The 22591-nt window shown below is 65.5% G+C and carries 27 protein-coding genes; 13 read left to right on the top strand and 14 right to left on the bottom strand.

Annotation, left to right across the window (positions count from 1 at the left end; translation table 11 throughout):
• Window positions 1–265: 265 nt before the first annotated feature.
• The 7 genes from ASD28_RS12025 (at window position 266) to ASD28_RS11995 (ending at window position 6613) form a co-directional block, all read left to right on the top strand.
• Window positions 266–1699: a DEAD/DEAH box helicase gene (locus ASD28_RS12025; protein WP_056127531.1), complete on the top strand. Its 1434-nt coding sequence runs from the start codon at window positions 266–268 to the stop codon at window positions 1697–1699.
• Window positions 1700–2029: 330 nt separating this feature from the next.
• Window positions 2030–2464, top strand: a complete 435-nt coding sequence (locus tag ASD28_RS12020) for a MarR family winged helix-turn-helix transcriptional regulator (protein ID WP_056127527.1) — start codon at window positions 2030–2032, stop codon at window positions 2462–2464.
• Window positions 2465–2538: 74 nt separating this feature from the next.
• Window positions 2539–3816, top strand: coding sequence for an MFS transporter (locus tag ASD28_RS12015; RefSeq protein ID WP_056127523.1), 1278 nt, complete (start codon window positions 2539–2541; stop codon window positions 3814–3816).
• A gap of 35 nt (window positions 3817–3851) precedes the next feature.
• The gene (gene otnI / locus ASD28_RS12010; RefSeq protein ID WP_056127520.1) at window positions 3852–4628 is read left to right on the top strand and encodes a 2-oxo-tetronate isomerase; all 777 of its coding nucleotides are present in this window, start codon (window positions 3852–3854) and stop codon (window positions 4626–4628) included.
• A gap of 79 nt (window positions 4629–4707) precedes the next feature.
• The gene (locus ASD28_RS12005) at window positions 4708–5559 is read left to right on the top strand and encodes a hypothetical protein (protein WP_056127517.1); all 852 of its coding nucleotides are present in this window, start codon (window positions 4708–4710) and stop codon (window positions 5557–5559) included.
• A gap of 17 nt (window positions 5560–5576) precedes the next feature.
• A complete protein-coding gene (locus ASD28_RS12000) occupies window positions 5577–6098 on the top strand; it encodes a hypothetical protein (protein WP_229412340.1) in 522 nt (173 codons plus the stop codon).
• Between the two features lie 158 nt (window positions 6099–6256).
• On the top strand, window positions 6257–6613 hold the full coding sequence (locus ASD28_RS11995) for a TraR/DksA family transcriptional regulator (protein WP_082577706.1): 357 nt from the start codon (window positions 6257–6259) through the stop codon (window positions 6611–6613).
• A gap of 1 nt (window position 6614) precedes the next feature.
• Here ASD28_RS11995 and phbB read toward each other — a convergent pair whose 3' ends face one another.
• The 5 genes from phbB to ASD28_RS11970 all read right to left on the bottom strand — a co-directional run bounded on the left by phbB (window position 6615) and on the right by ASD28_RS11970 (window position 10545).
• Window positions 6615–7361: an acetoacetyl-CoA reductase gene (phbB, locus tag ASD28_RS11990; protein ID WP_056128399.1), complete on the bottom strand. Its 747-nt coding sequence runs from the start codon at window positions 7359–7361 to the stop codon at window positions 6615–6617.
• Between the two features lie 116 nt (window positions 7362–7477).
• Window positions 7478–8032, bottom strand: coding sequence for a hypothetical protein (locus ASD28_RS11985; protein WP_056127511.1), 555 nt, complete (start codon window positions 8030–8032; stop codon window positions 7478–7480).
• Window positions 8033–8116: 84 nt separating this feature from the next.
• Window positions 8117–8983, bottom strand: a complete 867-nt coding sequence (locus tag ASD28_RS11980; protein WP_056127508.1) for a zinc-dependent peptidase — start codon at window positions 8981–8983, stop codon at window positions 8117–8119.
• 21 nt (window positions 8984–9004) lie between these two features.
• A complete protein-coding gene (locus ASD28_RS11975; RefSeq protein WP_056127505.1) occupies window positions 9005–9763 on the bottom strand; it encodes a glutathione peroxidase in 759 nt (252 codons plus the stop codon).
• 167 nt (window positions 9764–9930) lie between these two features.
• Window positions 9931–10545: a winged helix-turn-helix domain-containing protein gene (locus ASD28_RS11970; RefSeq protein WP_056127502.1), complete on the bottom strand. Its 615-nt coding sequence runs from the start codon at window positions 10543–10545 to the stop codon at window positions 9931–9933.
• Between the two features lie 550 nt (window positions 10546–11095).
• Between ASD28_RS11970 and ASD28_RS11965 the strand changes: the two genes are divergently transcribed.
• Together ASD28_RS11965 and ASD28_RS11960 are read left to right on the top strand one after the other, a co-directional pair.
• On the top strand, window positions 11096–12145 hold the full coding sequence (locus tag ASD28_RS11965) for an OmpA family protein (protein WP_056127499.1): 1050 nt from the start codon (window positions 11096–11098) through the stop codon (window positions 12143–12145).
• Between the two features lie 91 nt (window positions 12146–12236).
• Window positions 12237–13157: a YihY/virulence factor BrkB family protein gene (locus ASD28_RS11960; protein ID WP_056127496.1), complete on the top strand. Its 921-nt coding sequence runs from the start codon at window positions 12237–12239 to the stop codon at window positions 13155–13157.
• A 37-nt stretch (window positions 13158–13194) separates the two neighbouring features.
• Here ASD28_RS11960 and ASD28_RS11955 read toward each other — a convergent pair whose 3' ends face one another.
• The 3 genes from ASD28_RS11955 to ASD28_RS11945 form a co-directional block, all read right to left on the bottom strand.
• Window positions 13195–14472 carry an AI-2E family transporter gene (locus ASD28_RS11955; RefSeq protein ID WP_082577705.1) on the bottom strand — a complete coding sequence of 426 codons (1278 nt, stop codon included), beginning with the start codon at window positions 14470–14472 and terminating at the stop codon, window positions 13195–13197.
• A 128-nt stretch (window positions 14473–14600) separates the two neighbouring features.
• Window positions 14601–14915, bottom strand: a complete 315-nt coding sequence (locus ASD28_RS11950; RefSeq protein WP_056127494.1) for a BON domain-containing protein — start codon at window positions 14913–14915, stop codon at window positions 14601–14603.
• A gap of 138 nt (window positions 14916–15053) precedes the next feature.
• Window positions 15054–15602: a hypothetical protein gene (locus ASD28_RS11945; RefSeq protein ID WP_056127489.1), complete on the bottom strand. Its 549-nt coding sequence runs from the start codon at window positions 15600–15602 to the stop codon at window positions 15054–15056.
• A gap of 206 nt (window positions 15603–15808) precedes the next feature.
• On the opposite strand from ASD28_RS11945, the gene ASD28_RS11940 reads away from it, so the two are divergent.
• Window positions 15809–16285: a glycine zipper 2TM domain-containing protein gene (locus ASD28_RS11940; protein WP_056127486.1), complete on the top strand. Its 477-nt coding sequence runs from the start codon at window positions 15809–15811 to the stop codon at window positions 16283–16285.
• Between the two features lie 256 nt (window positions 16286–16541).
• Here ASD28_RS11940 and ASD28_RS11935 read toward each other — a convergent pair whose 3' ends face one another.
• From ASD28_RS11935 to ASD28_RS11910, 6 genes are read right to left on the bottom strand one after another with little or no spacing between them, the layout of a single operon-like run.
• Window positions 16542–16907, bottom strand: coding sequence for a hypothetical protein (locus ASD28_RS11935; protein WP_056127484.1), 366 nt, complete (start codon window positions 16905–16907; stop codon window positions 16542–16544).
• A 15-nt stretch (window positions 16908–16922) separates the two neighbouring features.
• Complete coding sequence (locus tag ASD28_RS11930; RefSeq protein ID WP_056127481.1) at window positions 16923–17309, bottom strand: phage holin family protein; 387 nt, start codon at window positions 17307–17309, stop codon at window positions 16923–16925.
• 18 nt (window positions 17310–17327) lie between these two features.
• The gene (locus ASD28_RS11925; protein ID WP_082577703.1) at window positions 17328–17666 is read right to left on the bottom strand and encodes a YqjD family protein; all 339 of its coding nucleotides are present in this window, start codon (window positions 17664–17666) and stop codon (window positions 17328–17330) included.
• A 37-nt stretch (window positions 17667–17703) separates the two neighbouring features.
• Entirely contained in the window at window positions 17704–18240 is a 537-nt protein-coding gene (locus ASD28_RS11920) for a bacterioferritin (protein ID WP_056127476.1), read from the bottom strand.
• A gap of 31 nt (window positions 18241–18271) precedes the next feature.
• The gene (locus ASD28_RS11915; protein WP_371762989.1) at window positions 18272–19189 is read right to left on the bottom strand and encodes an OmpA family protein; all 918 of its coding nucleotides are present in this window, start codon (window positions 19187–19189) and stop codon (window positions 18272–18274) included.
• A 40-nt stretch (window positions 19190–19229) separates the two neighbouring features.
• Window positions 19230–19625: a DUF4398 domain-containing protein gene (locus ASD28_RS11910; protein ID WP_056127468.1), complete on the bottom strand. Its 396-nt coding sequence runs from the start codon at window positions 19623–19625 to the stop codon at window positions 19230–19232.
• Between the two features lie 185 nt (window positions 19626–19810).
• Between ASD28_RS11910 and ASD28_RS11905 the strand changes: the two genes are divergently transcribed.
• The 3 genes from ASD28_RS11905 (at window position 19811) to ASD28_RS11895 (ending at window position 22579) form a co-directional block, all read left to right on the top strand.
• Complete coding sequence (locus ASD28_RS11905; RefSeq protein WP_229412389.1) at window positions 19811–21871, top strand: AsmA family protein; 2061 nt, start codon at window positions 19811–19813, stop codon at window positions 21869–21871.
• 125 nt (window positions 21872–21996) lie between these two features.
• Window positions 21997–22329 (top strand): BON domain-containing protein, encoded by a 333-nt coding sequence (locus ASD28_RS11900; protein ID WP_056127461.1) that lies wholly within the window; start codon window positions 21997–21999, stop codon window positions 22327–22329.
• Between the two features lie 28 nt (window positions 22330–22357).
• The gene (locus ASD28_RS11895; RefSeq protein ID WP_036237051.1) at window positions 22358–22579 is read left to right on the top strand and encodes a glycine zipper 2TM domain-containing protein; all 222 of its coding nucleotides are present in this window, start codon (window positions 22358–22360) and stop codon (window positions 22577–22579) included.
• The last annotated feature ends 12 nt before the right edge of the window (window positions 22580–22591 follow it).

Here is a 22591-nt window from a genome sequence, read left to right as displayed (position 1 = left end):
CGGCCTGTCAAGATTGCCTCCGGCACCCACGAGGTGCCGCGCCCCCGCTTCCACCGGTCCTGTCATAAACGACACAGGCCGCGCTAAAATTTCCATAGCGAAACATATTTAACTATAATGTCGCGTGATCGTTGACGTTTGTCATCACGTTCGCGTCTTGGCGCCCGGCACCAGTACCGGCCGCCCTGAGTGTGTAAACCGATCGGCTGGACTGGCGTTTCCGTGGGAACACGAGAAACGACGGGCCGATCCCTACCAGATAACTATGTCATTCAATACTCTCGGTCTGTCCGACGCCATCGTGCGCGCCGTCACTGAAGCGGGCTATACCGCACCGACTCCGATCCAGGCCAAGGCGATCCCCGCCGTGCTGGGCGGAGGCGACCTGCTGGCAGGCGCCCAGACCGGCACCGGCAAGACCGCCGGCTTCACGCTGCCCGTGCTGCACCGCCTGTCGACCGACAAATTCGGCGCCGCGCTGACCAGCAAGACGTCCAAGCGCCCGATCCGTGCCCTAGTGCTCGCCCCGACCCGCGAACTCGCGGCCCAGGTCGAGGAAAACGTGCGCATGTATGCCAAGCACACGAACCTGAACTCCGCCGTGATCTTCGGCGGCGTCGGCATCCACCCGCAGATCAAGCTGCTGGCGAACGGCGTCGACATCCTCGTCGCCACGCCGGGCCGCCTGCTCGACCACGTCGCCCAGGGCACGATCAAGCTCGACAAGATCGAGATCCTGATCCTGGACGAGGCCGACCGCATGCTGGACATGGGCTTCATCCACGACATCCGCAAAGTACTGGCCGTGCTGCCGCCGAAGCGCCAGAACCTGCTGTTCTCGGCCACGTTCTCGGACGAGATCAAGGGCCTGGCCGACCGCCTGCTGGACAACCCCGCCATGATCGAGGTCGCGCCGCGCAACTCGACCGTCGAAGTCATCGCCCAGAAGATCCACCCGGTCGACCGCGACAAGAAGCACCCGATGCTGGCGCACCTGATCAAGACGCACGGCTGGAAACAGGTGCTCGTGTTCACCCGCACCAAGCACGGCGCCAACAAACTCGTCGAGCAACTGGGCAAGGACGGCATCGGCGCGATGGCGATCCACGGCAACAAGAGCCAGTCGGCACGCACCAAGGCGCTGGCCGAGTTCAAGGACGGCAGCCTGACGGCGCTCGTCGCCACCGACATCGCGGCGCGCGGCATCGACATCGACCAGCTGCCGCACGTTGTGAACTACGACCTGCCGAACGTGCCGGAAGACTACGTGCACCGCATTGGCCGCACGGGCCGCGCCGGCGCCACCGGTGAAGCGGTGTCGCTCGTCTGCGTCGACGAGCACCAGATGCTGAAGGACATCGAAAAGCTGATCAAGCAGACGCTGCCCCGCCAGGTGATCGCGGGCTTCGAGCCGGATCCGACGGCGAAGCCGCAACCGATCCAGCTGCGCAGCGGCGTAGCGGGCCATCCGAACCGCGGCCGCCCGGGCGGCAACCGTGGCGCCGGCAATGGCGCGGGCGGTGCGCGCGCACAGGGCGCGGGCCAACGCAATGGCGGCAACGGCGGCAATGGTGGAAACAGCGGCGGCGGCGCACGCACCGGCCAGCCGGGCAACCGCAACGGCGGCAACGGCGGCGGTCGCAGCCAGGGCCGCGGCCCGCGTCCGGCATCCGCAGCGCGTTCGGGCGGCGAACGCTAACACTTAGCACTGCTCACCAACAAAGACCGGGACCAGCTCCCGGTCTTTTTTTACCCAAAACAAAAGCCCAAATTCGGGGTCAGAGCACTTTTTCGATCAATGTCCGGCAAGCCAAGAATTCGAGCGGTTCGCCCGTTGCGCCCATGAGTAAATCGGCGTCAGCCGGCAGAACTTGCTTCGAAGATCATCCACCAAAATGAGCTCTGACCCCGAAGTTGCAAAAAATTTGGACCTGACCCCGAATTTATTTGTGCACTCAAGTACTTGCCAATGGTCGACATTCTCCATATACTTGACGAATCAAGTAACCATTAAGTACCAGGAGTCATCATGTCCGACAGTCTCACCACCGAATTCTGCCTGCGCCTCGCGCGGGCCTGGGCGACGCTCGCGCGCCGGCTCGACAGCGCCCTCGGCGGCCACCACGGCATCAGCTTTGCCGATTATCAGTTGCTACTGCACTTGCAGCGCGCACCCGGCGGGCGTTTGCGCCGTGTCGACCTGGCCGACCGGTTGGGACTGACCGCGTCCGGCGTCACGCGTTCCCTGCTGCCGCTGGAAAAGATCGGCCTCGTCACGCGCCAGAGCGACCCGCGCGACGCCCGCGTCGGCTACGCGCTGATTACGCCGACCGGCGACGAGCTGGTGACGAACGCGACGACCGTCGTCGACAACATCAGCCGCGCCATGCTGGGCGCACCGTCCGGCGACCAGTTGCGCGCGACGTCCGACCTGCTCGCGCAGCTCGCCGGCATCCAGCGCTGATCCACCTTCGTACCACCAACACGATGGCGTGCCGGCCAGGCCCGCGACGCCCGAAAAACGACAAGGAGACGAGCATGCAAGACGCACCGAACCCGCGCACCGCCCTGCTGCGCGACCGGAATTTCACCTGGCTGATGAGCGGCGGCGTCATCTCCACCCTCGGCGACCAGTTCACGCTGATCGCCCTGCCCTGGCTCGTGCTCAAGCTGACGGGCGATGCCGTCGCGCTGGGCATGGCCGTCGCGCTGATGGGCATTCCGCGCGCCATCCTGATCCTGTTCGGCGGCGCGCTCGTCGACCGCCACTCGCCCAAGCGCATCCTGATGCTCACCAAGCACGTCAACACGGTGCTGCTGGCGGTGCTCGCGGTCCTCGTCTACACCGGCCAGGCGCACCTGCCCGTCGTGCTCGCGCTGGCGCTGGGCCTGTCGCTCGCATCGGCGTTCAGCATTCCGGCCGGCACGTCGATGCTGCCGCACGCCGTCGCCCCGCAGCACCTGCAGGCCGCGAATGGGATGATGATGGGACTGCGCCAGATTACGATGCTGGCCGGGCCGCTGCTGGCGGGCCTGTTGTTCGCGCTGGCCGGCGACGGCAGCGACGGTCCGCAGCACATGCGCGGCCTGGCGCTCGCGTTCGGCTTCGACTGCATCAGTTTCGCCCTGTCCGCCTGGACGCTCGCCAAGGTCCAGCCGCGCCCGTTCGCGCCGGCCGCCAGGCAGCCGGTGTTGAAGTCCGTGGCCGACGGTCTCGCGGCCGTGTGGCGCGACACCATGATGCGCACGTGCTTCATCTACTGGGGCCTGTGCGCCTGCGTGATCGGCGGCGTGATGCAGGTCGCGCTGCCGCTGCTGGCGAGCAGCCGCCTGCACGGTGCGTCCGCGCTGGGTCTGTTGATGGGTGCGCATGGCGCCGGCGCGCTGCTGGGCATGGCTGCGAGTGGCATCGCCGGGAAACGGCGTGCGGGCAACCTCGGCATGACCCTGCTGCTGATCGACGGCATCGCCGGCGTCCTGCTGATGCCGCTGGGCCTGGTCACCGCCAGTTGGCAGGGCATGTTGATCAACGTCGCCATCGGCGTGCTGGGCGGGTTCGTGCAGGTCGCCGTGTTCACGTGGATCCAGCAGCGCGTGCCGCGCGAACTGCTGGGCCGGACGATGAGCCTGTTCATGTTCATCTTCATGGGCCTGGCGCCGCTGGCGGCCGTCGCGGCCGGCTGGATCGCCAGCCGCGTCTCCCTGGCGACCCTGTTCGGCGGCTCTGGCCTGTTCCTCGTGGGCGCCGCGCTGCTGGCCTGGCTGTTCACGCCGATGCGCGCGCTGCGCGCTGCGCCGGCCGGCACGATGGTTTAGGATAGCGGGTTGTTTCACCGCCAAGAGGAATTCGCATGCCCCGCTTCGCCGCCAACCTGAGCCTGATGTTCAACGAGCTCGGCTTCCTGGAACGCTTTGCCGCCGCCCGCGCGGCCGGTTTCGACGGCGTCGAGTTCCTGTTTCCTTACGCCTTCGAGGCGGAGCAGATCGCCGGCCGCCTGCAACGCTACCAGCTGGAACTGGCGCTGCATAATTTTCCGGCCGGCGACTGGGCGGCGGGCGAGCGGGGCATGACCTGCGACCCGCGCCGCGTAGGCGAATTCCAGGACACCGTCGAGCTGGCGCTGGAATACGCGCTCGACCTGGGCGTGAAGCGCCTGCACTGCCTGGCGGGCAAGCTGCCGCCGAACGTCGCCCCCGAGCGCGCGCACACGACGTTCGTCGACAACCTGCGCTTCGCCGCCGCCGCGCTGGCCCCGCACGGCATCGACCTGCTGATCGAGCCGATCAACGACCGCGACATCCCCGGCTATTTCCTCACGAAGAGTGCGCAGGCCGCCGCCATCATCGCGGAAGCCGCCGCGCCGAACCTGTTCCTGCAATACGACATCTATCACATGCAGCGCATGGAGGGCGACCTCGCCAATACGCTGCGCGAACGCATGCCGCTGATCCGCCACATCCAGCTGGCCGACGTGCCGGGCCGCCATGAGCCGGGCACCGGCGAGATCAATTTCCCCTTCCTGTTCCGCACGCTCGACGCGCTGGGCTACGACGGCTGGGTCGGCTGCGAATACATCCCGCTGGGCGATACCGTGGCCGGCCTGGGTTGGCGCACGGCCTTGACTTGAGCATTGGCAATGACAGCATCCGCCAGTTTGAAAGAATGAGGGCTTTTCGGGCCGGCCTTTTGCCGTCCAGAAAGGACCCATGGACCTGCGACGCTGTTTTACCCTGATCGTCCTCGCCGCCACCCTGGTGCTCGGCGGCTGCGCCAGTACCGGCCCCGTGAGCCTGGCGGAGGTGCGGCAATTCGCCGACGCGTCGGCCAAACTGGGCGGCTACGGCGAGCTGTCGCGCCGCTATCGCGACACCTACGAGCGCGAACAACCGTACCTCTCTCCCGCCGCCGACCGCATCGCGAAGGAAAACGATGCGCGCCGGCGTGCCGTGTACGACGACTTCGTCAGCATCCAGAAGACCGTCGTGCTGTACATGCAGACGTTGAGCGTGCTGGCGGGCGACGCGCGCTACGACTTGTCCGACCGCATCGACGACCTCGGCAATGGTCTCAAGGCGAACGCGGAATCCGGCCTGCAGCAGCGCCAGATCGCCGCGTACACGGGCCTGACACGGCTGCTGACGCGGGTGATTGCATCGGGCTACCAGAACCGCAGCGTCGAGACGATGGTGCGCGACGGCGACGCCGATGTGCAAGTCTTGCTGGAGGCCATGATCGAGCTGACCCGCCTGTACGCGAAGACCAACGACAACGAGAAGAAGACCGTGCTCGGCATCTTCGATGTCGAAATCCCGTTCTCCACCAAGACGTCCGACCGCATGCTCGTGACCTTGGCCAAGGTCCATTATCTCAACAAGTCGACGGAGTACAAGCTGGTCGACAAACGCTATGACCTGGCCCTCCAGGGTTTGACGAAGGTCGCCCTGGGCCACCAGAAACTGCGCGAAAACCTGAATAACCTGCACGGCGACGAAGTGCGCAAGTTGCTGGCCGTCTATGCGCGCGACCTGACGAAACTGCGCGACGCCCTGTCCGATTGAGCGCACGAGGAGAGATCATGGCAAACGACGAGAAACCGAAACAGGCTGCGCCCGCCGCGCCGCCGCCGCCCAGCCCGGCCGAGGCGTTGTCGACCGCGCACCAGGTCGAGGAATTGGCCGACAAGCTGTCGGCGTGCGCGGACAGCATCCACCAGCGCGTCATGCGCGACATCCGCCGCCACCAGGGCCAGGACGTGCCGGAACCGGAGCAGATGGCCGCGCGCGCCCTGTTGAACGCCGAGATGGAATTGCGCCAGCGCGCCAACCGGCTGTATGCGGAGGCGGCCGCATGCGTCGTGTCGGCGCTGGGCCAGCCGCAAGCGCACCTGATCCAGCTGACGGTGGACGCCGCCGACAAGATCAAGCGCATTACCCGCATCGGCGACGGCATCACGCTCGTCGCGCGCCTGCTGGGCTTGGCTGCGGCCGCCAGCACGGGCCAGGTCGTCCCCATCCTCGCGGCCCTCGACGGGCTCAAGACCCAGCTCGACATCGTCGCCATCGACAACGCGCCGTCCCTGCCCGCCTCGTCGGCCTGAATGCGGCCGCCGTGCGGCGGTATCCACGCCCCTCGTTCCGCGCTACACTGAAATCGCCGCCGCGCGGCTTCCAACGACACGAACGAGGGGACATCCATGAAAGCCATTCCGCACGCCGCTTCCGGTGCATGTCGTCACGTCTTCGCTGTCGTGTGACCATGGAATCCCTCACACCCGAGCAGCTGGCGCTGCTCAAGACCATGCTGGAGCAGCGTCTTGCCGCGCTGTCCAGCATCGAGGAGCCGCACCCGGATGCGGGAGAATTGCCTGTGGAAGATGTGGAGACGTCGCCGCTGGACCGCGCCACCGTCCGTCTGCTGAACGACCTGTCGCGCGAAGCGGCCGGCCATCACTCGGCCGAGATGCGCCAGCTGCGCCAGGCGCTCGCCCGGATCGAGGACGGCAGCTACGGCTATTGCGAGGACTGCGGCCAGCCGATCGGCGCGTCGCGCCTGCTGGCCCGGCCGGAGGCGCGCCTGTGCATCGACTGCCAGACGCGGGCCGAGCGGCGCTAGTTCAATACATGTGTTGCCCGCCGTTGATGGCCAGGTTGGCGCCCGTCATGAAACCGGCGTCTTCCGACACGAGATAGGCGACGAGGCCGGCGATCTCGTCCGGCTCGCCCAGCCGCCCCATCGGGATCTGCGGCAGGATCTTGCCATTCATCACGTCGGCCGGTACGGCCTCGACCATCTTCGTGCGCAGATAGCCGGGCGACACCGTGTTGACGGTGACGCCGTGGCGCGCCATCTCCAACGCCAGTGCCTTCGTGAAGCCGTGCATGCCGGCCTTGGCGGCCGAGTAATTGGCCTGCCCAAAGGCGCCCTGCTGGCCGTTGACGGACGAGATATTGACGATGCGGCCAAATTGCTGCGCCATCATCGGTTCGATCGCCTGCTTGCTCATGTTGAACACGCTGTCGAGATCGGCACGCAGGACGTCCTGCCAATCGTCCAGGGTCATCTTGCGCAGGCTGCGGTCGCGCGTGATGCCGGCATTGTTCACCAGCACGTCGAGCCGGCCCATTTCGGCCAGCAGTTTCTGCATCATCCATTCGCAGTCGCCGTAGTCGGTGACGTCGACGCGATACGTCGTGAATCGGTACCCTTCGTCTCTCTGGGCGGCTAGCCACGCGTCAGGCGTGGCATTGCCGGGCGAATAGGTTGCCGCCACGCGGAACCCCTCCGCCTGCAGGCGCCGGCAGATCGCCGTGCCCAGTCCCCCCATCCCTCCAGTCACCAAGGCTACTTTGTTGTCGTGCATGGTTTCGTCGTCCTTCATCAACCTGCCGCGCCGGGTGCGCAGCACGAAACATCGAGTCTAGGGGGACGGACAAAGACGTCGTTGACGAAACGCAAATAGACGCGGGGGACGCGGACTCAGTGAATCATGTCGGGCGGCGACGCCGGATCGAAATCGGCCCAGTCGCCATCGACGATATTGCCTTTCGCGCGCTCGATGTGGTGGGCGCCCAGGCCGCGCAGCAGGTCGACGGCGCGCGACTCGAGACCGGGATCGTCGAAGGCGACCGCGATGAGCATGCCGGCCGGGCGGTTTTCCATCGGCGCGCGGCCGCCCTCCTCGCGTTCGCCGGGATCCTTCATCTTCGTAAAGCTGAACAGCGAGCCGACGTGGGCGCCCAGGAGGCCGCCGACCACGGGGCCCAGCGGTCCGGTCACGGGGGCCGTCGCGGCGCCGGCCACGATGCCGACCGCCGCACCGGCACCGGCGCCCTGGGCCACGCCTTCCGGCGATTCCTTGGCGCCCGGCGAGTGGATGTTGTCGCCGCCGATCGGCGTCAGGTCGTGCTGGCCCGGCTGGCTCAGGTAGAACCCGCTGATGCGTTCGCTCGGGAACCCGGCGTCGATCAGGGCACGGCGCGCCCGCTCGACGTCATCCTGCAGCTGGAAGTGCCCTGCAATGATCGTGGACATGGATGACCTCCTGCATATAAAGGTGTGGCCATGATGCCTCCCGCTGGGCTCGGTCTCTGTACGCGAGCGCACGCAGCGGAGCCGCTAGCGCCACTGTCCGTAGACCATGCCGTAGTGCTCCGGTTCCGGTGCCGGCGCGGGGAACCAGTCGCGTGGGTCCACGCGGTAATACGCCTGGAACTCCGCATACAGTTGCGGATGGCGCGCGGCCAGCTCGTACGGCTGTTCGAAGAAACTCTCCGTGGCCACGGCGAAGAACTCGGCCGGATTCGTGGCGCCGTACGGATCGAGCACGTCGCGCTGGCCCCAGTAGGCGTCACGCCGCAGCAGCGCGAAATCGTGCGACAGCGTTTCCGACCAGCTCCGGTAGCGCTCCGGGCTGCCGAGGAAGGGCGCGCCGTTGTTGCTGCCCGATTCGCTGTCGAGCTGGTGCGCGAACTCGTGCAGCACGACGTTGTGCGTGCCCTCGGCCGCCAGGCCGGCGCGGCGCACGTGTTCCCAGGACAGCACGACGCGCCCGTCGCCCCACGATTCGCCCAGCAGGTCCTGGCGCGTTTCCGTGACGACGCCGGCCGCGTCATGCTCGCGCCGCGGCACGAGGAAGGCGCCCGGGTAGACGAGCACGGCGTGCAGGCCCGGATACACGCGGCTGGGCCGGTTCAGCAGCAGCAGGCACGCCTGCGCGGCGATCGTCACGCGCATCTCTTCCGTCACCTCGAGCCCGGCGCAGCCGACGAACGTCTTCTGGTGCAGGAACTGCTTGACGAGGCGCTGCAATTGCAAGCGCAGGTCGGACGGCATGCCCCGGTACTGGTCCACGTTGCGCTCGATGATGCCGAGCTGGGCCGCGGTGAGCGGACGCGCCAGCACGCGGCGCAGGCGCCAGCGCGGCAGCAGCCACGCGAACAGCACGCCGAGCGCGAGCACGGCGCAGACGATAGCGGCTTCCATCGTGTTCTCCCGATACCGGCGTTACTGGGCCTCTTGCGCGCGCGGCGCGAAATACGCCGCGACGGCCTCCGCATCGCCGATCAGCTTGCCGCCGATGAAGACCTGCGGCCACGTGGCGGCGCCAGAGACGGCGCGCAGCACGCTGGTGGTGATCTTCGCATCCTGCGGGATGTCCGTAAAGACGATGCCGTTCGCCTTCAGCACGGCCTTGGCGCGCGCGCAGAACGGGCAGCCGGGTTTGGAAAACATCACGACGGGTTCGCGCGGCGTGGCGTCCGGGTTGAGGTAGCGCAGCATGGTGTCGGCGTCCGACACTTCGAACGGATCGCCTTCCTTGTCCGGCTCGATGAACACCTTGGCGATGATGCCGTCCTTGACAAGCATCGAATAGCGCCACGACCGCTTGCCGAAGCCGAGGTCGCGCTTGTCGACGAGCAGGCCCATGCCTTCCGTGAAGTCGCCGTTGCCGTCGGGGATCATGGTGATGTTGCCCGCCTCCTGCCCAGCCTGCCAGGACTGCATCACGAAGGCATCGTTGACGGAGATGCAGACGATCTCATCGACGCCGTTCTCGCGGAAGGCGGGTGCCAGCTCGTTGTAGCGCGGCAGGTGTGCCGAGGAACAGGTCGGCGTGAAGGCGCCTGGCAAGGCGAACACGACGGCGGTCTTTCCCTTGAACAGTTCATCGGTCGTGATGTCGCGCCACTGGTCATTGGGGCGCGCCTTGAACGTCACCTGGGGAACGGGTTGGCCTTCCAGCGATTCGGCACTCGGCAGCATGGAGTCTCCTTGATGGGGTAAGCGGTCGGGGTGCCGCACCCGGCATATGAGCACGCTTGTCGCCTTTTCAATTGGAATCCTGCAAAAAAACAGCGCCACCCGGCCTTGCGGCGGGGTGGCGCAGCTGACGGCGGCACGTCACGCGGCCGCCATCAACGCCAGCGCGCTCAGACGCGCTCTTTGGCAACCTGGCTCGGAGGCGGGCCGAACAGTGCGGCGACGAGCGGATCGCGGGTCACCGGGCTGCGGTTGACGCGGATCGCGTAATGCGTGTCGTCGGCAAGGATGTGGAAGTGGCGGCCGGTGCCGGCCATGCTCTGCTCGCGCAGGCCCGGACGCTCCTTGCGCGGGGCGGCGCCTTCGCGCTTGGGCTGGCAGATGGCGCCCAGGAAGGCCTTGACGCGATCCGGATCCGGCGAAATGCGGTAGACGGCCTTGCCCAGGTAGGTGGCGGTACCTTCGATGTAACGGGCCAGTTCGATGACGCCGGCTTCGCGCAGGTCGCGGATGTATTTGCGGGCGCCCGACGGCGAGAATTTGAGGAACCATGCGATTTCGTCGGCCAGCATCTCGTGGGTCTGCAGCTCGCCGATCAGCTTCTGCATGTTTTCGATACGGCGCTGGGTAGCCGACGTCGACCGCACCCGCTCGATCGGCGCGAGCGAAATCGGAGCGCGCTCGGTCGGTTGCGGTGGGACGCGTTCGATCAGTGCAGAGTTAGTGGAAGTGTGCACCGCGTTGAGTTCGCCTTGTACCGCATTGTGGTGAGTCGCTGCATGCATATTGGTTTACTCCGTGAAAAGGACGATGTTCTGTGTATGGCCCGGACCGCCGTATTCGTGTATGACCACCTGACAACACGCCGGTTCCGCTTAACTGGGTACAAGATTGCCTGCCTCACCATGCCCGGTCTGTGCGCCATCCAACATTTCTAAAAATTTCTGAAAAGTTATTCATCCCTAAAAGCAAGAGAAACTCGATTGCGTATTGACGCGCGACAAATTGGTGAGGCTCAACGGGAACCGGCTGCACGGCTTGCAATCGAAGCGGTATCGACCTGACCGCGTGACATGACAATCCCGTAATAAAAGGAGGCGTGAATGCACGAAGGGCGACATTGAACGAAGTAAGCGACGGTTATCGCGCAGTTCGTAACATCCTGAAACAAACCGCAATCATGGCATAAATGGCTACGTTGTAAAATCGCCACAACAACCGGCTGTTAGGTGCGCTAGCGCACTGACCCGAAAAATGGCCGACTTGTAAGCTTGACATCAACATCACTGCAAGCCATGCGATGTCAAGTACCTTTACAACTTATGGGAGTTACCTGTGAATAATACGAAGAAGATCGCTCTGGCCGCCGCCATCCTGTGCTCCGCCGGAACGGCCCTGGCTCAGGACACCACCGAGGTCATCAATCCGTCGTGGTACATCGCCCCGACGATCGTCGGTATCAAGCCCGACCATGATTTCGGGACGTCGAAGAAGGACTGGGGCGGCGGGCTGAAGTTCGGCAAGGCCGTCCATCCTCTGTGGGACATCCAGATCGGCGCCACCCAGGCACGCGTCGACGATAACAATGTCAACTACCGCCAGACCCTCGTCGGCGTCGATGCCCTGCTGATGCTGTCGCGTAAGACGTTCCGCCCGTACCTCCTGATCGGCGTCGGCGGCGAACGCGACCACGTGAGCAATCCGATCCGTAACGTGTCCGGCTGGTCGCCGTACTACCAGGCCGGCGTCGGCTTCCAGGTCAGCATGAACGAGCAGTGGTCCCTTCAGGCCGACGTGCGCGACGTGCGCTCCCACCTGCGCGACGACGACGAGTTCGGCTTCTCGCGCGCGAACACCAAGTACGCGACGTTCAGCCTGAACTACGCCTTCAACCCGCCGCCGCGCCCGGCCCCGGCTCCAGCGCCGGCGCCTGCCCCGGCTCCGGTCGTCGAGGCACCGGCCCCGGCACCGGCCGCTCCGCCGCCGCCGCCGCCGGCACGTTTCGAGAAGGTGACCCTGTCGGCCAGCGAACTGTTTGCCTTCGACAGCGCCACCCTCTCGTCGCCGCAGCCGAAGCTGGACGACATCGCCGCCGCGTTGCAGGCCGACCCGTCGATTACCGACGTGGACATCAACGGCTACACCGACCGCCTGGGCTCGACCAAGTACAACCAGAAGCTGTCGGAGCGCCGCGCCAACGCCGTGCGCGAGTACCTGATCGCCAAGGGCGTCGACGCCAACCGCCTGAAGGCCTACGGCAAGGGCGAGCAGAACCCGGTCGTAACCGACTGCCACCAGAAGAAACGTTCGGAGCTGATCGCCTGCCTGGCACCGAACCGCCGCGTGGAAGTGGAGCCGATCACCATCGAGCGCCGCGTGCAATAACGCGACAACGCGGGGCCCCGTCCCCGCCTAGCGCTGGGCGTAGGCCCCTGAACGCGCCTTCGGGCGCGTTCGTCTTTTTGGAGGTTACCTGATGGCAGTACAAAACTGGATCCCCTTCTCCCGCCAGGTCGTCCATGTGATGCGCTGCGCCGTGACCGAATGGCTGGGCCACCGCGCATCGAGCAAAGGCGCCGCCCTCGCGTTCTACACGCTGTTCTCGCTGGCTCCCATCCTCGTGCTCGTCATCGCGATCGCCGGCTTCTTTTATGGCACCGACGCCGCGCAAGGCCAGCTGCTGGACGAGCTGCGCGGCCTCGTCGGCACCCAGGGCGCGGAAACCATCCAGGCGATCCTGGCCGGTGCCCGCAACAAGGAAAGCGGCAAGCTGGCGACGATCATCGCGACGGTGCTGCTGCTGATCGGTGCGACGAGTGCGTTCGCGGAACTCAAGGACAGCCTGGATGAAATCTGGGACGTCCCGCCGCCGAAGGACGCCACCTGGTGGGACACCATCCGCACCCGCCTGCTGTCGTTCGGCCTGATCCTGACCCTGGGCCTGCTGCTGATGTTCACGCTGGTCGTGTCCGCCGCATTGTCCGTGCTGGAGAAATACCTGGGCGGCATGTGGCATTCCGCGACGATCATCCTGGGCTGGGTGGCCTGGGCCTTCAGCTTCCTCGTCATCGCAGTGATGTTCGGCGCGATCTACAAGCTGCTGCCGCGCGTAAAACTGTCGTGGCACGACGTGACCATCGGCGCCCTCGGCACCGCGATCATGTTCACCGTGGGGAAGTTCGCGATCGGCCTGTACATCGGCAACAGCAGCACGACGAGCAGCTTCGGCGCGGCCGGTTCGCTGATCGCGCTGCTGCTATGGGTGTATTACTCGGCGCAGATCTTTTTCCTGGGCGCGGAATTCGCCCGCCAGTACGCGCTGCAGATGGGCAGCCTGAAGGACAAGCACGTCCCAGGTGCGCCGCCGCCGGAAGCGCGTCCATCGCCCGTGCACTGAACCACCGCGGCGCCGTTGCCCCTACGGGACGGCGCCGTCATTCGCCGAGCAGTTCGGCAATGACTTCCATCCCTTCCACGCGTTCGGCCACGACCTTGATCACGACGACGACGGGCACGCCGAGCAGCAATCCCCACATGCCCCACAGCCAGCCCCAGAACAGCAGGCTGACGAACACGGCCGCCGGGTTCATCTTGGCGATCTTGCCCGTCATCCAGGTCGTGACCACCATGCCGACGAGCGTCGCGATCCCCAGCGATGCGCCGGCCACGAGGATCACCATCTGCAGCGATTCGAACTGCAGGAAGGCGACGAGGCCCGTGGCCGACGTGATCAACAGCGGGCCGAAGTAAGGCATGATGTGCGCGACCCCGGCGAAGATCGCCCATGCGCCCGCGTTTTCCAGGCCGATGAGGCGCAGCGCCACCCACATCAGCAGCGCCAGCAGCACGTTCGTGACGAGCAGCATGAACATATAGTTCTGGATGGACGTGTTGATATCTTCGAGGATGTGCACCGTCACTTTTTTCTGCGTCAGCGACGGCCCCGTCAGCTTGACGAGCTTGCGCTTGAACGTGTCCCCGGCCAGCAGCAGGAAGAACACGAGGAACACCACCATCGTGGCTTGCGAGATGAAACTGGCCAGGCCGACGGAACCGGCCAGCAGCCAGTCCATGATGCGGAAATTGCTGCCGCCGGGCGTCTGGGCGACGGCCGGTGCCGCTGTACGCCGCGGCGGCGGCGCCCGCTTCGTACCGCCCGCGTTGGCGGCGGCCTGTTCGAGTTCGGCCGCGGCGGCCTGGACCTGCTGGATCGTCGACGGCCCGCCCGACCCATCCGTGAGGATGCGCGTGACCTTGTGCGTCAACGTCGGGAGTTCGTCGACGATGTTGAGGAACTCGCCCTGCACCCGCTGCATCGTGAGCGCCATGCCGACGAGGATCAGGCCCGTGACGAGCGTCGCGCCGATGGCGCGCCGGATGTGCCAGCGCTCGAGCCAGCGCACGACGGGACTCAACGTGTAGGCGATGAAAATGCCGAGCAACAGCGGCACGAAGAAATTCTTGGCCCACTGCAGGCCGAAGACGAACGCGACGGTGGCGATCACGCCGAGCGTGAGACCGCGCGCCTGGACATGAATGGGCAGGCGCAGGTTGCCGTGCGCAGCGCCGAGCTCTTCGCCCGTCGGTGCTCCATCGGTGTTGACGAGGCCGGCTTCACGCGCCGCCTGTTCGACATCCGCGGGCGCCGCGGCAACCGGCGTGACTGGGTTGGATGCCTCGGATGTTGCGGAGCCGGATTGGGCGAGCTGCATGATACCTGCCTGAAAAAAAACAGCCGGTCCCGGGCATCCGCCGGCAGTCTCCTGCCAGGGCGGATGCCGCGCGGCGCGGCAATCGAAACGACTGTCGGGCCGGCCCGCGCACGAGCCGCCCGGTCAGCTTATTTTACGCGGATGTCGTTCTTGACCGACGACACACCTTTCACGCCGCGTGCGACGTCGGCGGCCTTCTGCGCATCCTGCGGCTGGGCCACGAAGCCCGACAGCTGCACGTCACCCTTGTAGGTCTCGACATTGATCTCGGTTGCCTTGAGGGTCGGCTCGTTGAAGATCGCAGCCTTCACTTTTGCGGTGATGGCGGCATCGTCGATGTACTCGCCGGTGCTTTCCTTGGTCGGGCTCGACGAGCAGCCGACGACGGTGAAGGCGACAGCGGCGGTGAAGATGGCGGTGGCGATGCGTTTGGTTGCGTTCATGGTGAACTCCTTGTTAGTGGTGGTACTGGGTTGTGCTCTTGATGAGCGGGGTGCGGCTGCGAGCCGCTTATAGGTCGTTTCAAAACGGACATGGCGTCGTTGCCGCTCCTTGCCGTGCCCGTTTTGAAAGGACCTCTTTCATTTGCCGAACTCGGCCTTCGCAGCCGAGACGCATTGATCCTTGGCGGCGCCGGCGAACGCATCGCATTTCTCCATGGCGACGCGGTACGCGGCGGACAGCTTGTCCTCGCGCGCTTCGTTGCGCGCTTCGATCGTTTTCTGGTCGGCCTTCGCGTCGGCCTGCGCGGCGACGAGACGGGCCTTGGCCTGTTCCTGGCACACGTCCTTGTCGTTGCCCGTCAGGCCGGCGCAGCGTGCCTTGTCGAGGTCATAGTTGGCGGAGGCAATGCGCATCCGTGCCCGCGTATAGGCCTTCAGCGTGTCTTCGTACTTGGCGCGCGCTTCTTCCTCCATGCGCACGCGCGCAGCCTTCGCTTCGAGCACGCAGACATCCTTCGGATTGCCCGTGATGGCATCGCAGCGGGCGCGTGCGTTCTTGTACTCGGCCGCCGCCGTGTCGCGTGCCTGCTGGTAAGCCAGCTTCGCTTCCGGCGTCGCCGCGCGGGCATGGCCTGCCGCCCACAACAGGGCGGCCGCCAGCAACAGGATCATGTGTGGTGTGCGCATTCTTGTTCTCCTTTTGACACTCTTTTTTTTCAATCGATGTTGACGTTTTACTCTGCCGTAAGGACGACTTCTGTTCGCTGACGAACACACATAAAAAGATGATGAAAAAGCATCGGATGAGCACCCGCAGGTGAGTGCGTCATCGCACAGACCCCATACGCATGACTGCGTAATCTGGTCCCACATCTTTGCCAGGAGAACAAGTCATGAAAGCTACTCGTACCCTTGCCGCCCTCGTCGCGGCCAGTGCGCTCCTCGGTGGCTGCGCCAGCCAGTCGTCCCAGCCCAGCTACGCCAACAACGGCTACAACAATGGCTACGCCAACGGCTACGACAACACGGCTTCGACGGGCTACGGCACGATCGAATCGATCCAGGTGACCAACGGTGAAGGCCGCACGAGCGGTGCCGGCGCGATTGTCGGCGGCCTCGTCGGTGCCTTGGCCGGCAACCAGGTCGGCAGCGGCGGCGGCCGCACGGCGGCAACCGTGGCCGGCGGCGTGGCGGGCGCAGCGATCGGTAACCGTGTGGAAGCGAACCGCGAGGGAGCAGGACAACAGCAGTACGCAGTCAATATCCGTCTAGACAATGGCGAATACCGCACCATCGTCCAGGACAATGTGTATGACCTGCGCGTGGGCAACCGCGTGCGCATCGTCGACGGCCGCGTCTATCGCTATTGAGCGGCGCGCCGCGTGCACTTTGAAGCCGGCTCTGCCGGCTTTTTTAATGGGAAAGCGGGCGTCGCGATATGTTGGCGTTACGCGTGGGCTCGGTGAGTTGGCGTTACGCGTGGACTCGGTGAGCCCGCCCTACCGAGCTTTGTGCACGGTGTAACGGGCCATAAAAAGACGGCGTCCAATCGAAGATTGCGACGCCGCTCAAGCCCCACCATATTCGTGAAAGCGCGATCCGGTGGCGAATCGCGCCGCGTTGTCCTTAGTATGCCACTTGCTGCGCGCGTTTGCGCTGCAAGTACCAACCGAGCGCGCCCAGGATGGCGGCCACGCCCAGTGCCGGCTTGCCGAGATTGCGCTTGCGAATGAAACCCAGCGCGGTCAGCGCATACGGGGCCAGGACCGAGATGCTCGTGCCGGTCGGCTTGAGCAGTGCATCGGCGCGGGTGCGCAGCACCCAGGTCGCGTGGTCGAGCACCGAATGAAAGATCACTTCGGGGCGCGCCTCGTGCTTGATCTGGGCACGCGCGTGGGCGACGCCGCTGCGGTAAAACTCGCCGTCGCGCAACAACGCCCGCTTGCGCTCTTCAAGGGAGCCATGCGTGTGATGGCCGATCGTTTTTTCCATAGCTCGTTCCTCCGGTTACAACAGCATGTCGCGGTCGTTGCGCAATTCCTTCATGGTCTCGGGGAACGCCAGCTTGCCCTGCTTGAGCAGCGAGAGTCCCTTCATCACGAGGATCAGGGTGATCACGGCGAACACGACGAACATGACGAGCAGGATCTTCCAGCCCATTTCTTCCCAGGCCAGCGCCACGATCGTCGCGGTGCCGTAGGCCAGCGCGAACCACGTGGCGAGGGCGGCCATCGCGAAGATAACCACGAGTTCGATCACGTGATTGCGCACTTCAGACAGCTCAAGCGCGGCAAGTTCCACGCGCGACACCACGAGCCCGAACAGGTTCTTGGCCAGGCCCGTGATACCACCCATGAGGCCGGGGCTATGCACGACGGTTTCATTGTTATCCATGGCTGCCCCCGACCCGAATTATTTGCGGCCCAGAATGACACCCAGCAGCAGGCCGACGCCGGCCGCCACGGCCACGGTGCGCCATGGGTTGTCCTTCACGTAGACATCGGTTGCGCGCGCCAGTTCCTTGCTCTTGACGAGGGCTTGATCCTGGTACTTGCCGGCCTTGCCCAGCGCCTGGTCGAGCAGTTCCATGCCGCGCTCGCGGAGCTCATCGGCCTTGTTGCCGGTGAGGGAAGCGGCGGCGCTCAGCAGCGATTGGGCGTCCTTGACGAGCGCTTTCACGTCGCCGGAAGCATTGTTCGCTGCGCCGTTGAGTTGGGTGGCGTTGGCGTTGGCGCGGATGGACTCTAACATGGTGTACTCCTTGTTGTTGGTAGTGGTGGGTAAAGGTTCAGGCCAGCAGGTCACGCATGTCGTCGGCGTGCTCTTCCTCGGTGGCCAGGATCTCGGTCAGCATGATCGCGGTGGTCGGATCCTTGTCGCCGATGGCCTGGATCATCTGGCGGTAGGATTCGATCGCCACGCGCTCGGCGATCAGGTCGGCGCGGATCATGGCTTGCACGTCTTCCGAATCGTCGTACTCGGCATGGCTGCGCTGGGTCAGCGTGGCCGGGTTGAAGTTCGGCGAACCGTTCAGCTGGACGATGCGCTCGGCGATGCGGTCGGCGTGGTCCTGCTCCTGCTGCGCATGCTCGAGGAACTCGGCCTTGATGTGGCCCGTGTTCGGGCCGCTGACCGTGTAGTAGTGGCGCTTGTAGCGCAGCACGCACAGCAGTTCCGTCGCCAGTGCGGCGTTGAGCATGCCAATGACGGCTTCGCGGTCGGCCGCGTAGCCCTCGGTGACGGCGCCGTCTTCGAGATTCGCGGCCGCGCGGCGGATTTCCGCGATGTCGAAGCCGTGCGCCAGGTTGGATGCGTTCTGTTCCATGAATCTTCCTCTTTCAGTGGGGTCTTAAATATCAGCGCTGCGCCGCTCGAGGCGGGATCGGTGCGCCGGCGTTCGACAGCACGATTTCCACGCGGCGGTTCAGCTGGCGGTTCGCGGCCGTGTCGTTCGACGCGACCGGGAATGCCTCGCCATAGCCGCGCATGCCGATGCGTTCGCGCGGCACGCCGAGGCCGACGAGGGCCTGGGCCACGGACGCCGCGCGGCGCTCGGACAGGTCCTTGTTATGGGCCGCGGTGCCCGTGCTGTCGGTAAATCCTTCGACCATGACCGTGCGGTCGGGGTTCTGCGTCATGATCTCGGCCAGTTTTTTCACGGTTGCCATGCCGTTTGCGTTCAGTTCCGCGCGGTCGGTGGCAAACAGCACGTCGCCGATCGTGACGACCATGCCGCGCTCCGTCTTCTGCGCATGCAGTTCGACGAGCAGCGCTTCCAGGCGCGCTGCGCGGTCGGCCTGCTGGGCGGCCTGCTGCTGGGCAGCGGCGGCCTGGGCCTGCGCGTCCTGGGCCTGCGCCTGGGCGGCGGCGGCCTGGGCCTGGGCGGCAGCCGCGTCGCGCTTGGCGCGGTCGGCTTCGGCGGTGCGGGCTTCCAGCTGGACGCGGTCGCGTTCGCGGGCCGCATTCGCGACCTCGGCCTCGGCGGACTTCGTCTTCGCGACTTCCTGGGCGGTGGCGATCTTCTGCTTGGCGATGTAGGCCAGGCGGTCGATCGTGTCCAGGCTCTCGCGCTGCGCGGCGGCCTGGTTGGCGCGGTCGAGCGCTTCGCCGGCCTGCTTGAATTCCATTTGCGCGTACGTCGCGACCTGCGGATTGTTGTTCGCCGCGACGAAGTCGGCGCGCGCCTCGTCCAGGGTCGGCGTGGTGGTCGGGACGGTGCTGCAGCCGGCCAGGGCGATCGTGCCGGCAACGACGAGGGCCTTCAGGAAATTCATTGTCATGATGCTTCCTTTCTGCGGTTCTTGTTATTGGGCTTTACTGCTGCTGGTCGGAATTGGCGCGGTCGACTTCCTGGCGCAGCACGCGCAGGTCCTCGTTGAGCGCGTCGGCGGCGGCCGTGGCCTTGGCCGAGTTGGCCTTGCTCTGCGCCAGCTTGGCGTCGGCCTGGGCCTGGATCGCGAGTTCGCGCGCCGTCTTGTAATCCTTGGCGGCGAGGGCCTGGTTGGCGCGCATCATCTTGTCGCGCGCAGCCGAGATCTCCGTCGGCGCCAGCTCGGGCGCGCCCGCCGACACGGCGTTTTCGACGGCGTTGTGCGAAACCGCGACGGCAGCCGTGGCCGGGGTCTTTTCCGGGCTGGCACAGGCAGCCAGCGAAAGCACCACGGCGGCTGCGCCGACCCGCATCAGCAGGTTCTTCGATTTCGTATCCATCTTGCGACTCCTGATTGTGATTGTGTTGGTAACGTTATAACCCTCGCGCTGGACGAGATCGGTTCGCTGGCGCACATAGACACGCCCTCGGGCCGCCTGCGGCCGGGCTACGGTGCGGCACCGCACATTGACACAAAGACCTTTACGTTAATCTGCGATCAACCCATCCCACCAGAAGGAAGGCCATGACAACCCAGCCCACCCAACAGCCCAGGCGGGGCGCGCGCATGTCGCGTCCGGTGAAGATCACGCTCGGCATCGTCGGCGTTCTGGTGGCGATTCCCGTCATCGCCATCATCATCGTCCTCACGTTCGACTGGAACCGCGCCAAACCCTGGCTCAACGACAAGGTCAGCGACGCGATCGACCGTCCGTTCGCCATCCGCGGCAATCTCGCCGTACATTGGGAGCAGCCGTCGAAAAGCATACCGAAAGCGCAGCGCACGTGGCGCGACTACATCCCGTGGCCGCATTTGTACGCGGACGACGTCCACGTGGGCAACCCGGAAGGCCTGCCCCAGCGCGACATGGCCAGCGTGCGCCAGTTCTCGTTCTCGCTCGATCCGTTCGCGCTGCTGGGCCACCGCATCCACGTGCCCGTGCTGCGCTTCGACGGCCCGCAGGCCGAGCTGCTGCGCATCGACGCCACGCACTACAACTGGGTCTACAAGCGCGAGGAAAAGAAATCGAAGTGGACGCTCGACCTCGAACGAGTCGTGCTGAACAAGGGCACGGTGCACGTGATCGACGCCGTGACCAAGGCCGACGTCACGGCCGACATCGACACGATCGCGAACGACCCGACCTATGGCATCGCCTTCAAGCTGCGCGGCGAGTACAACGGCGCGCCCGTGGGCGGCGGCGGCAAGACGGGTTCCGTGCTGTCGCTGCGCGACCAGGACGAGCCGTTCCCCGTCCAGGCCGACGTGCACTCGGCCAATACGCGCGTCGCCGTCGAAGGGACGGTCACCCGCCCCGCCCATCTCGCGGGCATCGATGTGAAGCTGACGCTGGCGGCGCCGTCGATGGCGCGGCTGTATCCGTTCACGGGCGTGCTGCTGCCCGAGACGCCCGCGTTCTCGACCGACGGCCACCTGACGGGCGAACTGGGCGAGAACAAGAGCCGCTGGGTGTACGACAAGTTCAAGGGCAAGGTGGGCCAGTCCGACATCGCGGGCCGCCTCGAATTCGCGACGGGCAAGCCGCGCAACAAGCTCACCGGCAACGTCGTGTCGCACCAGCTGCGCTTTGCCGACCTCGGTCCGCTGATCGGCGCCGATTCCAACGCGAGCAAGCGCGCGCGGGGCGTCGAGGCCGTGCAGCCGGAGAACAAGGCCCTGCCCGTCGAGAAATTCCATACGGAGCGCTGGAAGGTGCTGGACGCCGACGTGCGCTTCACGGCCGACCGCATCGTCAAGGACAAGGACCTGCCCATCAGCAAGCTGCAAAGCCATGTCGTGATGAACAATGGCGTGCTGACACTGGAGCCGTTGAATTTCGTGATGGCCGGCGGCAACGTCAACTCGAACATCAAGCTCGATGGCAGCAACGCCAGCAGCCCGATCAAGGCGACGGCCGATATCAAGGCGCGCGACATCCATATCAAGGAATTGTTCCCGCAAATCGAAAAGATGCAGGCAACCGTGGGCTCGATCTATGGCGAAGCGAAGCTCACCGCGACGGGCGATTCCGTGGGTGCGATGCTGGCCGATGCGAACGGCGAAGTGAAGGGTCTCGTCAGCCAGGGCGTCGTCAGCAAGCTGCTGCTCGAGGAGGCCGGCCTGAACGTCGGCAACATCATCATCACGAAACTGTTCGGCGACAAGGAAGTCAAGCTGAACTGCCTCGCCGCCGACCTCGGCGTGAAGGATGGCGTGGCGCAGACCCGCACCTTCGTGCTCGACACGGAGGAAGCCATCGTCGACATCAATGGCTGGGTGAACATGTCGACCGAGCAGATGGACCTGCGCATCAAGCCGGAGACCAAGGGCCTGCGCCTGTTCACGTTGCGCACGCCGTTCTACGTACGCGGCACGTTCAAGAATCCGGACCTGTCGCTCGACAAGAAAGTGTTGGCGCTGAAAGGCGGCGCTGCGGCCGCGCTGGCCATCGTCGCGGCGCCGGCCGCCGCCCTGCTCCCGTTGATCAACACGGGGCCGGGCAAGGACAGCCCGTGCAACGCGCTGCTGGCCCGGGCAGGTGCGAAGCCTGTTGCGCCGCCACCCGGAAAAAGCGCCAAGCGTTGAGTTCGGCATGACACAGTGTTATTTGTCGTACAGACCGCTATGCGAACGACATGTATGCTGGAGTCATGGTAAGGCCGGCGCCGTTCCCGAACAGCAGGCCGGCATCGCGAGGAAGCGCAGAAGGCATGAAACGATTCAGTACAGGCAGGACCCCGGCAGCACTATCGACATCGGCACTGCTGGCGGCTCTGGCCCTGTACGGGATCACGGGATGCGCGACGAACAGCCCGAAGGCTGTCGTAGGGCAAACCGATGACGCCGGCATTACGGCCGGCGTGAAGGCCGCCCTCCTCGGCGATGCCAGCCTGAAGGCAAACCAGATCGACGTCGACACGGACCTGGGGGTCGTCAAGCTGAGCGGATTCGTGAGCTCCGCGGACGACGTGGCGGCGGCCGCCGCGGCCGCGCGCACCGTGAGGGGCGTCAGATCGGTCAGGAATGAGCTGCGCCTGAAGTGAGTATGCAACCCACCTTAAGGAGATCAACATGAAGACCATCAAGCACATCATCGCGACCGCAACGCTGGCAACCGTGGCCCTGGGCCTGACCGGCTGCGCCGGCATGTCGAAGCAGGACCGTAACACTGCCATCGGCGCCGGCGCCGGCGCCGTGGTCGGCGGCGCACTGACGGGCGGCAGCGCAGTCGGTACCGTCGGTGGCGCAGCTGTCGGCGGCGTGATCGGCAACCAGGTGAAGACCACGCACTGATCGCGTCTGCAC

This window comes from Massilia sp. Root133 (genome assembly GCF_001426525.1).
GTDB classification, from domain to species: Bacteria; Pseudomonadota; Gammaproteobacteria; order Burkholderiales; family Burkholderiaceae_D; genus Telluria; species Telluria orientalis.
Note: the sequence above shows the minus strand (reverse complement) of the source record. Positions and strands in the feature narration are given on the sequence as shown.

Bases quoted from the DNA above. Each gene is read 5' to 3' on its own strand.
- ASD28_RS12025 (WP_056127531.1), top strand. From the start codon at position 266: ATGTCATTCAATACTCTCGGTCTGTCCGACGCCATCGTGCGCGCCGTC.
- ASD28_RS12020 (WP_056127527.1), top strand. From the start codon at position 2,030: ATGTCCGACAGTCTCACCACCGAATTCTGCCTGCGCCTCGCGCGGGCC.
- ASD28_RS12015 (WP_056127523.1), top strand. From the start codon at position 2,539: ATGCAAGACGCACCGAACCCGCGCACCGCCCTGCTGCGCGACCGGAAT.
- otnI (WP_056127520.1), top strand. From the start codon at position 3,852: ATGCCCCGCTTCGCCGCCAACCTGAGCCTGATGTTCAACGAGCTCGGC.
- ASD28_RS12005 (WP_056127517.1), top strand. From the start codon at position 4,708: ATGGACCTGCGACGCTGTTTTACCCTGATCGTCCTCGCCGCCACCCTG.
- ASD28_RS12000 (WP_229412340.1), top strand. From the start codon at position 5,577: ATGGCAAACGACGAGAAACCGAAACAGGCTGCGCCCGCCGCGCCGCCG.
- ASD28_RS11995 (WP_082577706.1), top strand. From the start codon at position 6,257: ATGGAATCCCTCACACCCGAGCAGCTGGCGCTGCTCAAGACCATGCTG.
- phbB (WP_056128399.1), bottom strand. From the start codon at position 7,361: ATGCACGACAACAAAGTAGCCTTGGTGACTGGAGGGATGGGGGGACTG.
- ASD28_RS11985 (WP_056127511.1), bottom strand. From the start codon at position 8,032: ATGTCCACGATCATTGCAGGGCACTTCCAGCTGCAGGATGACGTCGAG.
- ASD28_RS11980 (WP_056127508.1), bottom strand. From the start codon at position 8,983: ATGGAAGCCGCTATCGTCTGCGCCGTGCTCGCGCTCGGCGTGCTGTTC.
- ASD28_RS11975 (WP_056127505.1), bottom strand. From the start codon at position 9,763: ATGCTGCCGAGTGCCGAATCGCTGGAAGGCCAACCCGTTCCCCAGGTG.
- ASD28_RS11970 (WP_056127502.1), bottom strand. From the start codon at position 10,545: ATGCATGCAGCGACTCACCACAATGCGGTACAAGGCGAACTCAACGCG.
- ASD28_RS11960 (WP_056127496.1), top strand. From the start codon at position 12,237: ATGGCAGTACAAAACTGGATCCCCTTCTCCCGCCAGGTCGTCCATGTG.
- ASD28_RS11955 (WP_082577705.1), bottom strand. From the start codon at position 14,472: ATGCAGCTCGCCCAATCCGGCTCCGCAACATCCGAGGCATCCAACCCA.
- ASD28_RS11950 (WP_056127494.1), bottom strand. From the start codon at position 14,915: ATGAACGCAACCAAACGCATCGCCACCGCCATCTTCACCGCCGCTGTC.
- ASD28_RS11945 (WP_056127489.1), bottom strand. From the start codon at position 15,602: ATGCGCACACCACACATGATCCTGTTGCTGGCGGCCGCCCTGTTGTGG.
- ASD28_RS11940 (WP_056127486.1), top strand. From the start codon at position 15,809: ATGAAAGCTACTCGTACCCTTGCCGCCCTCGTCGCGGCCAGTGCGCTC.
- ASD28_RS11935 (WP_056127484.1), bottom strand. From the start codon at position 16,907: ATGGAAAAAACGATCGGCCATCACACGCATGGCTCCCTTGAAGAGCGC.
- ASD28_RS11930 (WP_056127481.1), bottom strand. From the start codon at position 17,309: ATGGATAACAATGAAACCGTCGTGCATAGCCCCGGCCTCATGGGTGGT.
- ASD28_RS11925 (WP_082577703.1), bottom strand. From the start codon at position 17,666: ATGTTAGAGTCCATCCGCGCCAACGCCAACGCCACCCAACTCAACGGC.
- ASD28_RS11920 (WP_056127476.1), bottom strand. From the start codon at position 18,240: ATGGAACAGAACGCATCCAACCTGGCGCACGGCTTCGACATCGCGGAA.
- ASD28_RS11915 (WP_371762989.1), bottom strand. From the start codon at position 19,189: ATGAATTTCCTGAAGGCCCTCGTCGTTGCCGGCACGATCGCCCTGGCC.
- ASD28_RS11910 (WP_056127468.1), bottom strand. From the start codon at position 19,625: ATGGATACGAAATCGAAGAACCTGCTGATGCGGGTCGGCGCAGCCGCC.
- ASD28_RS11905 (WP_229412389.1), top strand. From the start codon at position 19,811: ATGACAACCCAGCCCACCCAACAGCCCAGGCGGGGCGCGCGCATGTCG.
- ASD28_RS11900 (WP_056127461.1), top strand. From the start codon at position 21,997: ATGAAACGATTCAGTACAGGCAGGACCCCGGCAGCACTATCGACATCG.
- ASD28_RS11895 (WP_036237051.1), top strand. From the start codon at position 22,358: ATGAAGACCATCAAGCACATCATCGCGACCGCAACGCTGGCAACCGTG.